General features: G+C 57.2%; 2 tRNA genes. Both read left to right on the plus strand.

What is annotated here, in order from left to right:
• Positions 1–71 precede the first annotated feature (71 nt).
• Positions 72–148: transfer RNA gene (locus WS40_RS11080), tRNA-Asp, on the plus strand.
• Positions 149–154: 6 nt separating this feature from the next.
• A tRNA-Phe gene (locus WS40_RS11085) sits at positions 155–230 on the plus strand.
• The last annotated feature ends 60 nt before the right edge of the window (positions 231–290 follow it).

Genomic DNA, 290 nt, shown 5'->3' on the forward strand with positions numbered 1-290 from the left:
CTCAGCTGGGAGAGCATCTGCCTTACAAGCAGAGGGTCACAGGTTCGAGCCCTGTTGTTCCCACCACAATTGGCCCGGTAGTTCAGTTGGTTAGAACGCTAGCCTGTCACGCTAGAGGTCGACGGTTCGAACCCGTTCCGGGTCGCCAATTTTTGCCTCTGTAGCTCAGTCGGTAGAGCAGGGGACTGAAAATCCCCGTGTCGGTGGTTCGATTCCGCCCGGAGGCACCAATAAAATGCGGATGTAGCTCATCTGGTAGAGCGCCACCTTGCCAAGGTGGAGGTAGCGGG

Source organism: Ruminococcus sp. N15.MGS-57, from assembly GCF_000980385.1.
GTDB classification, from domain to species: domain Bacteria; phylum Bacillota; class Clostridia; order Oscillospirales; family Ruminococcaceae; genus Hominimerdicola; species Hominimerdicola aceti.